The sequence below is a fragment of the Nguyenibacter vanlangensis genome (assembly GCF_013376155.1).
GTDB classification, from domain to species: Bacteria; Pseudomonadota; Alphaproteobacteria; order Acetobacterales; family Acetobacteraceae; genus Gluconacetobacter; species Gluconacetobacter vanlangensis.
In genome coordinates this window covers 1-10,152 of sequence record NZ_JABXXP010000058.1, presented here as the reverse complement: position 1 = coordinate 10,152, position 10,152 = coordinate 1, and the positions used below count along the sequence as shown (strand labels likewise).

The window sequence follows — 10,152 nt, the reverse complement described above, 5'->3', positions numbered from 1 at the left end:
ATCACCACGGCGGCGACCGCGAAGCCGGCGTGATAACCCGCCCAGGCGGCCGCGCCGCCGCAGATCAGCGGCCCCAGCACCACCGCGGCATCCTGCACCAGGGCCAGCAATTGAAACGCATCGGCCAGGCGCTCGTCCCCGGGCCGGTAGAGATCGCCCACCTGCGCGTTCAGCGTGTTGGCCAGCGCCAGCCCGCACACCGAGAACGGCAGCCCGAGCACGAAGCTGAAATCGAAGCTCCAGAGCAGCGGCGCCACGGTCAGGCACGCCAGGCCCAGCGCCGTCCCCCAGCGCCGCCCCAGCACGCGGTCCGCCAGCAGCCCGCCCAGGATCTGGACCGGCATCGCGGCGAAGGCCAGCGTGCCGATCAGCGCCGCGGCCAGCGCCTGGCCCCTCACCTGGCTTCCCTGGCCGGCGCCGATCTCCCACCCCAGCAGGTGCCGCAATCCCCAGCCCCCCAGCACGGCCGGATGCGCCGCGGCATTGAACAGGACATGCGCCAGGTACAGGACCATGATCGACTGGGCGCCATAGCGCGTGAAATACCAGGCCCCCTGGGCCACGGCGATCACGCCCAGGCCAGGAGGATGCCCAAGGAACCGGTGGGAGCGCGTCCCGCCATCGATTCGTCTCATAGGGTTCCCAAGGCGCGCACCGCCCACTCCGGATGCCGGTCACAAAGGCAAACCCTGCCAGATCGGCGCCGGTCGGGGGAAGCCCCCTTCGGTCGGCCCGCTACCGCTTGGGCGTGGTCGCCACGTCCAGCCAGACTGCCAGCAGCAGGATGACGCCCTTGACGATCATCTGCCAGTACGTGTCCACGCCCTGCATGGACATGCCGTTATCCAGCGTGGCCATGATCAGCGCGCCGATCAGCGCCCCGAACACGGTGCCCGCCCCGCCGCGCATCGACGTGCCGCCAATGATGCACGAGGCGATCGCGTCCAGCTCCTGCAGCGACCCGGCCGAGGGCGATCCGGCCGCCAGCCGGGCCGTGGTGGCAATGCCCGCCAGCGCGGCCATCGCCCCCATCAGCGCGAAGACGCACAGCTTGACCAGTTGGACATTGATGCCCGACAGCCTCGTCGCTTCCAGATTGCCGCCGATCGCATAGATGCGGCGGCCGAACACGCTGCGCCGCGCCATCAGCGTAAAGACGCCCAGCAGGATCAGCACCATCAGCACCGGCAGCGGCACGCCGCGATAGGCATCCAGAATGCCGAAGAAGGCCGCGATCGCCACCGCATAGCCCGCCAGCCGGGCCGCATCCAGCACCATCGACGGGACCGGCAGCCCGTATTCCGCGCGCTTGGCGCGGTTGCGCAGCACCGAGACGGCCAGCGTCGCGAAGACCACGATCCCCAGCCCATAGCTGGCATAGCGCGGCAGATAGCTCTGCGCGATGGCGACGAACCCGGGCGAGATCGGCGCGATCGTCACCCCGCCCGTGGTGCCCAGCAGCACGCCGCGCCAGGCCAGCAATCCCGCCAGGGTCACGATGAAGGACGGAATCCGCAGATAGGCCACCCAATAGCCGTTGAACGCGCCCAGCAGCGCGCCCAGCAGCAGCACCGCCGGCACCGTGACGTAAAGCGGCAGGTGGTACTGGTTGTCCAGGATCGCCGCCAGCCCGCCCAGCAATCCCAGCATCGAGCCGACCGACAGGTCGATCTCACCCGAGATGATCACGAAGACCATGCCGCTGGCCAGCATGCCGGTGATCGCCATCTGCCGAAGCAGGTTCGACAGATTGCGCGCGGTCAGGAAATCCCCGTCCGTCTGCCAGGCGAAGAAGGCCCAGATGATGGCGATCGCCACCAGCAGCGCCAGGATCTTGTAGCGCGCGAACAATCCCTTGACATGTTCGGCGCGCAGCATCCCCCGCGCGGCCTGGGCCGCGCCGGTCGCGGGATGGGGCAGGGGGGGCTCGATGGTCGGCGCTTGGGTCATGGTCCCGAAATTCCGCAAGGTCGTTTCAATAGGGTCTCGTTGTCGGCTCCGGCCCGGACAGGGCTCAGGCCGCCTGGCGCGCGGGCGTTATGGCCGCCGTCAGGATGCGCTCCTGCGTCAGCGTCTCGTCATTGATGAAATCACCCCGCAGCTCGCCCTCGCCGATGACCAGGACGCGGTCGCTGATGCCCAGGATCTCGGGCAGTTCGGACGAGACCATGATGATCGACATCCCCTCCTTCACCAGGGCGAACATCAGCTTGTAGATCTCGTATTTCGCGCCGACATCCACGCCGCGCGTCGGCTCGTCCAGGATCAGGACCCTGGGCCTGGGTTCCAGCATCTTGGAAATGACGGCCTTCTGCTGGTTGCCGCCCGAAAGATTGGAAATGGCCAGCAGCGGACTCGCGGTCTTGATCCGCAGCCTGTCGATGGCGGTGCGGATATCCGCGAATTCCCGGTGCTCGTCGATCAGCCCGGCATGGGCGAAATCCTCCAGCACCGACAGGGTGATGTTGTATCCCACCCCCAGGCCCGGCACGATGCCCTGCAGCTTGCGGTCCTCGGGCACCATGCAGATGCCGTGCCGCACCGCCTCGCGCGGCGAGCGGATACGCAGTTTTGCGCCGTCCAGCCGGATCTCGCCCGAATACTGCCCGGGATAGGCCCCGAACAGCGCGCTGACCAGTTCCGTGCGCCCCGCGCCGACCAGCCCCGCAATGCCCAGGATCTCGCCCCGCCGCAGCGCGAACGATACGTTGTCCACCCGCTTGCGCAGCGGATTGTTCAGGTCGAGGCACGTCATGCCGATCGCTTCCAGCACGACGTCGCCGATCGGGTGCGCCTCGCGCGGGAACAGGTTGCCCATGTCCCGCCCGACCATCATGCGGATGATGTCGCCGATCGTCAGGTCGCCGATCGGCGCCGCGCCCACGAACCGCCCGTCGCGAATCACCGTGACCGTATCGGCAATCTCCTGGATTTCCTCCAGCTTGTGCGAGATATAGACGCAGGCCGTGCCGCGCGCCTTCAGGTCCTTGACCAGCCGCAGCAGGATGGCGGTCTCGGCCTTGGTCAGGGACGAGGTCGGCTCGTCCAGGATCAGCAGCTTCGCCTTCTTGCTCAGCGCCTTGGCGATCTCGATCAGTTGCTGCTCGCCCCCCGCATAGGACGACACGGGCAGGACGACGTTGATATGCCCCATCCGCAGGTCCGACAGCAGCCGCGCCGCTTCCAGGTTCATGCGGTCGAAATCGATCAGGCCGGCCGCCGTGCGCGGCTCGCGGCCCAGAAAGATGTTCTCGGCGACCGACAATTGCGGAACCAGCATCAGCTCCTGGTGGATGATGACGATCCCGGCCTCCTCCGTCTCGCGGATGGAGGCCGCGCGCAGCTCGGCCCCCTGCCACAGGATGGTGCCGCCCCAGGTGCCATAGGGATAGACAGCGGACAGCACCTTCATCATCGTCGATTTCCCGGCGCCGTTCTCGCCGCACAGCCCGACGCATTCGCCGGGGCGGACGCGCAGATCGATGCCGTCCAGCGCCTTCACCCCAGAAAAATCCTTGGTGATATTCCGCATTTCCAGAAGATACTCGGACATCGTCGTCCTTTCCCCGGCGGGGCCGGCCAGGGAAGGGGCCGGACGGCTCCGGCCCCGCGCCCATCCGTCCCGGGTGCCGGCCAGAGCCGCATCCGTTCCCGGATACGGCTCCAGCTCATTGTTTTAACAGCACGTTATCCGATCGGATAACGCCCTATTGCGCGTTGATCTGGGCCTGGGTGTAGTACCCGTCCTTGACCACCTGGTCGACATTGGCCCGGCTCAGCGCGATCGGGGTCAGCAGGATCGTGTCGACATCCTTCGTCCCGTTATTCATCTTGGTGGTGAAGGCCGGTTTTTCACCCCTGGCCAACTGCACCGCCAGCTTGGCGGCGGTCGAGGCGATCAGCTTGATCGGCTTGTACACCGTCATGGTCTGCGTGCCCTTGACGATACGCTGCACGGCGGCCAGGTCCGCGTCCTGGCCGCACACCGCCGTCTTGCCCGCCAGTCCCTGCGCCGCCAGCGCCTGGATCGCCCCGCCGGCCAGGCCGTCATTCGACGCCACGATGCCCTGGATGTTGTTGTTATTGGCCGTCAGCGCGTTTTCCGTGATCGACAGCGCGGCGGTGGCGCTCCATTCGGGTACCCATTGCGCACCCACGATCTTGATCTTTCCCGCCTCCACCAGCGGCTGCAGCACCGTCATCTGGCCTTGGCGCAGCAGCTTGGCGTTGTTGTCCGTCGGCGCTCCGCCCAGCAGATAATAATTGCCGCGCGGCGCGGCATCGACCACGCCCTGGGCCTGCATCTCGCCCACGCGCACATTGTCGAACGACACATAGGCATCGATGTCGCTGTCCAGGATCAGGCGATCATACGAAATCACCTTGATGCCCGCCTGCTTCGCCTCGGCGATCGTATTGGTCAGGACCTTGCTGTTGAACGGCACGATGACGATCACGTCCATGCCGCGCGCGATCAGGTTCTCGATCTGCGCGTTCTGGCGGCTTTCGCTGGCATCCGCCGACTGCACGTTCACGGTCGCGCCCAGCGCCTTGGCGGCCGCCACGAAATAATCGCGGTCATGCGCCCAGCGCTCCACGCGCAGATCGTCGATCGAAAACCCGATCTTCGGATGCTGCGCCGATGCGTGGGCCGGATGGGAACCGGCGGCGGCCAGTCCGAATGCGAGCGCACAGCCCAGGACGACCCGCCGCGATACGCCGGCATGCCCAAGGGAATTCCCTGCGGGCGCCGTGCGCGGAAACTTGCACAGAAACACTCTTCTTCTCCTCGCGCCGCCCGGCGGTGGTCCGCCATGGCCCGGCTTCTGAGTTCGGTCTTGTCGCCGACATTGACAGGTCAGCACGTCGCCGCCCGCGCCGCAATGCACGACCACCGGCATTTTCTTCATTTTATCTTGAATAGACGCTGGAATAGGCGCCGGGAAATATTTGCCGTGACCACACGTTGTCGCCGGTTTCGCCTTGGACGGACCGCACTGCACCAGGGTACTGCACCAGGGTGGGCGCATCGGTTCGGCCGGCATGTTTTTCGATTGGCGTCTTGCACGCGCTCTTCACGGCCCGTCCGGATGAATGACGGGGCCGCGATCTCCGGCGCCCCTCCGCCGTCAGCGCAAAAAAAACGGCCGGGCATGCCGCCCGGCCGGGTGTAGAAAACGTCGCCTGTCCGCCGGCGCTCAGCCCACCATGCCGGCGGCGGCCATCAGCAAATGCATCAGCGTCGCCAGCACGCCCAGGGCCAGCACGCTGGCGCCCCAGATCGCCACCAGCCATCCCAGCCGCTTCATCCAGGGCCGGCGCATCGCGATCCCCTCCGTCCGCGTCACGGCCGGCGCCTCAATGATAGCCCTCGTTCGACGTCACCTTGCCGCGGAACACGTGATAGGCCCACGCGGTATAGGTCAGGATGACCGGGATGATGAACAGCGTGCCGACCAGGGCGAAGCCCATGCTCTCCGGCGGGCTGGCGGCGGCGCGGAAGGACACGCCCGGCGGGATGATGTTCGGCCACAGGCTGATCGCCAGCCCGCTATAGCCCAGGAACAGCAGCACCAGCGTCAGCAGGAACGGCCCGGCATTCGGCGTGCCGCGCAGCAGGCGCAGCATCAGCGCGCCGACCGCCAGGATCAGCACCGGCACCGGCGCGAAATAATACAGGTTGGGCAGCGAGAACCAGCGCGCGGCGATCGCCGGATGGCTCAGCGGCGTCCACAGGCTGACGATGGCGATGACCGCCAGCAGCGCCAGCGTCACCCACCGCGCGCACGCGATCATCCGCGCCTGCAGGTCGCCCGCCGTCTTCATCGTCAGCCAGGTGGCGCCCAGCAGCGCATAGGCCACGATCAGCCCCAGCCCGGTGAACACGCTGAACGGCGACAGCCAGTCGAACGCCCCGCCCAGATAGGACGGACCGCTGACATGGAAGCCGTCGATGAACGCCCCCAGCGACACGCCCTGGAAGAAGGTCGCGCCATAGGACGACACCGCGAACATCTTGTCCCAGAACGGCCGGTGCGCCGCATCGGCCTTGAAGCGGAATTCAAACGCCACCCCGCGGCAGATCAGCCCGGCCAGCATCAGGATCAGCGGCAGGTACAGCGCGCTCAGCAGCAGCGAATAGGCCAGCGGGAACGCGCCGTACAGCGCCGCCCCGCCCAGCACCAGCCAGGTCTCGTTGCCGTCCCAGACCGGTGCCACCGTATTGACCATCAGGTCACGGTCCTCCCGGTCATGGACGAAGGGGGACAGGATGCCGATACCCAGGTCGAACCCGTCCATGATGACGTACATCATCAGGCCGAACGCGATGATGACGACCCAGATCAGCGGAAGATCGATACCCATTGCCTTGTTCCGTCGCTCAGGGGTTCAGTTCAACGATTCGGTCGCCGCCGACAGCGGGCGGGCCGGGCGCTTGTCCAGCTCGTCGCCCACCGGGGTGACGGTGTGCTCGTCCGGCCCGTGCGCGGCCAGCTTCAGCAGATAGCCGATGCCCGTGCCGAACACCGTGCAATACAGCACGACGAAGATCAGCAGGCTCAGGCTCAGCGTCATCGCCGAATGGGCCGACACCGCGTCCGCCGTGCGCATCACGCCATAGACCACCCAGGGCTGGCGGCCGATCTCGGTCGTCAGCCAGCCGGCCAGCAGCGCGACCAGGCCCGACGGCCCCATCACCAGGCAGGCGCGCAGGAACAGCCGGTTGCTGTACAGCCTGCCCGCCCAGCGCAGCACCAGCGCCACCACGCCCAGCAGCAGCATCAGCATGCCCAGCCCCACCATCACGCGGAAGGTCCAGAAGATCACCGTGGCATTCGGCCGGTCTTCGGGCTTGAAGTCCTTCAGCCCCGGAATCGTGCCGCTCCAGCTATGGGTCAGGATCACGCTGCCCACATGCGGGATCTCGATGGCATAGCGCGTGGTCTCGCTCTTCATGTCCGGAATGCCGAACAGGATCAGCGGCACGCTCTCGCCGGGCGGGTTCTCCCAGTGGCCCTCGATCGCCGCCACCTTCGCCGGCTGGTATTCCAGCGTGTTGCGGCCATGCAGGTCGCCGACCAGGATCTGGATCGGCGCCACCACCAGCACCATCCACATCGCCATCGACATCATGGTGCGGATGCGCGCATCGTCCCGCCCGCGCAGCAGGTGCCACGCCGCCACCGCGCCGACGAACAGCGCCGTGGCCAGGAAGGCCGCGATACCCATATGCGCCAGCCGGTACGGGAAGGACGGGTTGAAGATGATCTGCAGCCAGTCCGCCGGCACGATCCGCCCGTCCGCGATGCGATAGCCCTGCGGCGTCTGCATCCAGCTGTTCGAGGCCAGGATCCAGGTCGCGGAAATCAGCGTGCCGATCGCCACCATGACGGTCGAGAAGAAATGCAGCCCCCGCCCGACCTTGTCCCAGCCGAACAGCATGACCCCCAGGAACCCCGCCTCCAGGAAGAAGGCCGTCAGGACCTCATAGGTCAGAAGCGGCCCCGTGACGCCGCCGGCATAGCTGGAGAAGTAGCTCCAGTTGGTCCCGAACTCATAGGACATGACCAGGCCGGACACCACGCCCATGGCGAAATTCACGGCGAACAGCTTGGACCAGAAATGGTACAGGTCCTTGAAGACCGTATTGCCCCGCCACAGCCACAACCCCTCCAGCACGGCCAGGTAGCTGGCCAGCCCGATGGTGATCGCCGGAAACAGGATGTGGAATGAAACGGTAAAACCGAACTGTATGCGGGCAAGCGTCAGTGGATCGAGCGCGTGCATGAATCCGCTCCCATGCAGATGCTAAGAACTGGACCTATCTCTTCCACAACGCGGCAGCGGAAGACAGCCCTCTGAACACGAAAATTTGAATGAAATGTCCGAAACCCGACATTCTTTCGCGCCCGACCGCGCGCCCGCAAGGCGCCGCGTCGCTCGGGTATCGTGCGTAACCAATTTATAAATAAAGATAAAATTTCACGATGTCCAGCGACCCGACGGAATTCGCCACGGTCCACCGGATGGTTCATCCGGACTCGGACCTAGCCCCCGCTTCCTCATGCGGTGTGGCCACGGCGCGGCACGCCCGGCGCTCCTCCAGTCGTCCCTCCGGTCTCCGTGGCCCCATCCGCTCCGCGATCCCTGCCCGAACGGCCGCGCCGTGGCCCGGTCGGCTCCCGCTGCCTGTCACAAAACCGGGCGCTCCCGGCCGCGCGGGACAAAAACACGGACCGGCCGATATTTCCTTGAATCGGTCGGTAGAATCCTCCTAACACAGACACACATCCGGGGCGTTCCCAGCCCTCGCCACGTCTGCCTTTTCGCGCCAGGTCCGGCCTGGCGGTGCCGAGCATCGCGCCTCCGGCGTCTTGCAGACGGTCGTGACCGTTCTCTCTCAGAACAGATTTGTCCAGACCATCGATTTTCGTTTCGAAAATTAAAGATAAAGGGCCAATTGGAATGGAGAAACGCCTGTTTCATACTATTGACGGCCTGCGCGGTCTCGCGGCGGCGGCCGTCGTTCTCCTGCACATGGGCATGATTTTTCCCCATGCCTGGTACCCTCCGGGCGCCTATCTTGCCGTGGACCTGTTCTTCGGCCTCAGTGGCTTCGTTCTGGCCGAGGCCTATGCGGCACGGCTCGAGGCCGGATTGCCGATTTCAGCCTTCCTGCGCGAACGCGTATTGCGTCTCTGGCCGCTCTACACGCTGGGGTTGTCGATCGGCGCCGCTGCAACCACGGTCAAGGTGCTCTGTCACCACGCGCCTGTCTCGGCCCTGTTTTCGTTTCCGCTGGCGCTCGTCTATTTTCCCTGGTCTGGCAGCCAGGGAGAACTCTATCCCTTGAATCTGCCGGCCTGGTCTCTCTTTTACGAATTGCTCGTCAACACCCTCATGGCCGCCACCTGGCGACGCCTCAGCAATCAGGCCCTGGCCGGACTGATCGGCTGCTGCGCGCTCGGCCTGGTCGCCGCCGCGTGGATCACGGGCTCCCTCAACGCCGGCTTCACCTGGGGCGGCGCACCCATCGCCGTGGCGCGGGTCGGATTCTCGTTTTTCCTCGGGATTCTCCTCTGGCGCGCGCGTCTGCGCCCCATCGGGTTCAGCGCCTGGGTTCCGATGACCATCCTGGTGGTCGGATTGGTGGCCGACATGGCCCCTGTGCCGCATGGCGCGGCCGATCTTCTGGCCGTGTTCCTGCTGTTCCCGCTGATCATCTGGCTCAGCGGATCGGTACAGCCCTCCGGCCCCAGCCTGCCCGTGTTCAAGGCGCTGGGGGCCGCGTCCTACGCGGTCTACACCGTGCACGAACCGATCCTCCAATGCATCGCCTCGGTCATCAACAAGGGGTTCGGCATCTCGCTCGCCACGATCCCCTTGTGGGATTGCGTCGCCATGCTGATCGGGCTGTTCCTGCTGTCCCTGCGCCTGAACGCGCTGGACCTGACGGTGCGGCATCATCTGCGGCGACTGGTCCGCCCCCTCCCGTCCTCCGGTCCCATCCTGGCGGCTCCATCCTACAGGCCCAGTTCCGACAGGCCGGGATGATCCGCCGGCCGCGGTCCGCTGCGCGCCCAATGGAACAGGCGCGCTTCGGGGGAAATCGGCAGGTCGTTGATGCTCGCATGGCGCTGCCGCATCAGTCCGGCCGCATCGAATTCCCAATTCTCGTTCCCATAGGACCGAAACCACGACCCGGCCGCATTCCGCCATTCATAGGCAAAGCGCACGGCGATCCGATCGCCGCTCCAGGCCCATAACTCCTTGATCAGCCGATATTCGGCCTCGTCCTGCCATTTGCGTGCCAGAAACGCGACGATCGCCGCGCGTCCGCGAATGAATTCCGACCGGTTGCGCCATTGGCTGTCGGGGGTATAGGCCAGCGCGACCCGCTCCGGGTCGCGGGAATTCCAGGCATCTTCGGCCGCGCGCACCTTCTGCGCCGCACTCTCGCGGCTGAAGGGCGGCAAAGGCGGGCGCACTGCGCCCATCGCGTCGGTCATCCTGTCCATCTCCCGAAAAAGCGCCGCATATTTGGCGCTGTCATTGTCCGGCGGCCATTGTCCGGCCGGCGGGTCGAACCCCGGCTCCGCCGCCCCCCATGCTGTCGCCGCGCCGGCTCACCGCTCCGCCGGCTGCGCCCCC

The 10,152-nt window shown here is 66.1% G+C and carries 8 protein-coding genes and 1 pseudogene; 1 reads left to right on the top strand and 8 read right to left on the bottom strand.

Annotated elements, in window-relative coordinates; genetic code table 11:
- The 7 genes and pseudogenes from HUK84_RS05670 to HUK84_RS05640 all read right to left on the bottom strand — a co-directional run.
- A pseudogene (locus tag HUK84_RS05670) lies at nucleotides 1-635 on the bottom strand (hypothetical protein); the annotation flags it as partial.
- A 100-nt stretch (nucleotides 636-735) separates the two neighbouring features.
- Nucleotides 736-1,950, bottom strand: coding sequence for a sugar ABC transporter permease (locus HUK84_RS05665; RefSeq protein ID WP_176639402.1), 1,215 nt, complete (start codon nucleotides 1,948-1,950; stop codon nucleotides 736-738).
- Between the two features lie 64 nt (nucleotides 1,951-2,014).
- On the bottom strand, nucleotides 2,015-3,553 hold the full coding sequence (locus HUK84_RS05660) for a xylose ABC transporter ATP-binding protein (protein WP_176639401.1): 1,539 nt from the start codon (nucleotides 3,551-3,553) through the stop codon (nucleotides 2,015-2,017).
- A gap of 154 nt (nucleotides 3,554-3,707) precedes the next feature.
- Nucleotides 3,708-4,778 (bottom strand): D-xylose ABC transporter substrate-binding protein, encoded by a 1,071-nt coding sequence (xylF, locus tag HUK84_RS05655; RefSeq protein WP_317135242.1) that lies wholly within the window; start codon nucleotides 4,776-4,778, stop codon nucleotides 3,708-3,710.
- Nucleotides 4,779-5,198: 420 nt separating this feature from the next.
- Nucleotides 5,199-5,348, bottom strand: coding sequence for a DUF2474 domain-containing protein (locus tag HUK84_RS05650; protein WP_317135241.1), 150 nt, complete (start codon nucleotides 5,346-5,348; stop codon nucleotides 5,199-5,201).
- 10 nt (nucleotides 5,349-5,358) lie between these two features.
- Nucleotides 5,359-6,366 (bottom strand): cytochrome d ubiquinol oxidase subunit II, encoded by a 1,008-nt coding sequence (gene cydB / locus HUK84_RS05645; protein WP_176639400.1) that lies wholly within the window; start codon nucleotides 6,364-6,366, stop codon nucleotides 5,359-5,361.
- Between the two features lie 24 nt (nucleotides 6,367-6,390).
- Entirely contained in the window at nucleotides 6,391-7,788 is a 1,398-nt protein-coding gene (locus HUK84_RS05640; protein WP_176639399.1) for a cytochrome ubiquinol oxidase subunit I, read from the bottom strand.
- Nucleotides 7,789-8,466: 678 nt separating this feature from the next.
- Here HUK84_RS05640 and HUK84_RS05635 point away from each other — a divergent pair.
- A complete protein-coding gene (locus tag HUK84_RS05635) occupies nucleotides 8,467-9,555 on the top strand; it encodes an acyltransferase family protein (RefSeq protein WP_176639398.1) in 1,089 nt (362 codons plus the stop codon).
- Here the strand turns inward: HUK84_RS05635 and HUK84_RS05630 are convergent.
- On the bottom strand, nucleotides 9,525-10,010 hold the full coding sequence (locus tag HUK84_RS05630; protein ID WP_246285435.1) for a nuclear transport factor 2 family protein: 486 nt from the start codon (nucleotides 10,008-10,010) through the stop codon (nucleotides 9,525-9,527). The genes HUK84_RS05635 and HUK84_RS05630 overlap by 31 nt on opposite strands.
- Between the last annotated feature and the right edge of the window lie 142 nt (nucleotides 10,011-10,152).